Source organism: Enterococcus sp. GPZ-007 (assembly GCF_059374735.1).
On record NZ_JCAFYN010000127.1, the window covers coordinates 1 to 356 of the forward strand.

The 356-nt window shown below is 54.5% G+C and carries 4 tRNA genes; all 4 read right to left on the reverse strand.

Annotated features, from left to right (window positions below):
- Positions 1-15 precede the first annotated feature (15 nt).
- The 4 genes from AC4J95_RS21205 to AC4J95_RS21220 all read right to left on the reverse strand — a co-directional run bounded on the left by AC4J95_RS21205 (position 16) and on the right by AC4J95_RS21220 (position 354).
- Positions 16-89, reverse strand: a tRNA-Ile gene (locus AC4J95_RS21205).
- A gap of 14 nt (positions 90-103) precedes the next feature.
- Positions 104-177: transfer RNA gene (locus AC4J95_RS21210), tRNA-Met, on the reverse strand.
- A 13-nt stretch (positions 178-190) separates the two neighbouring features.
- Positions 191-263 (reverse strand) — tRNA-Ala (locus AC4J95_RS21215).
- 17 nt (positions 264-280) lie between these two features.
- A tRNA-Pro gene (locus tag AC4J95_RS21220) sits at positions 281-354 on the reverse strand.
- Between the last annotated feature and the right edge of the window lie 2 nt (positions 355-356).

Genomic DNA, 356 nt, shown 5'->3' on the forward strand with positions numbered 1-356 from the left:
GTAAAAGAGTCACTATGGACCTTGTAGGACTCGAACCTACGACCGGACGGTTATGAGCCGTCTGCTCTAACCAACTGAGCTAAAGGTCCTGGCTCGAATAAAATCGCGGCGGAGGGGATCGAACCCCCGACCTCCCGGGTATGAACCGGACGCTCTAGCCAGCTGAGCTACACCGCGTTATTAATAAAAATGGAGCCTAGCGGGATCGAACCGCTGACCTCCTGCGTGCAAAGCAGGCGCTCTCCCAGCTGAGCTAAGGCCCCATAATTTTTTGTTGCTATCGGGAAGACAGGATTCGAACCTGCGACCCCTTGGTCCCAAACCAAGTGCTCTACCAAGCTGAGCTACTTCCCGAA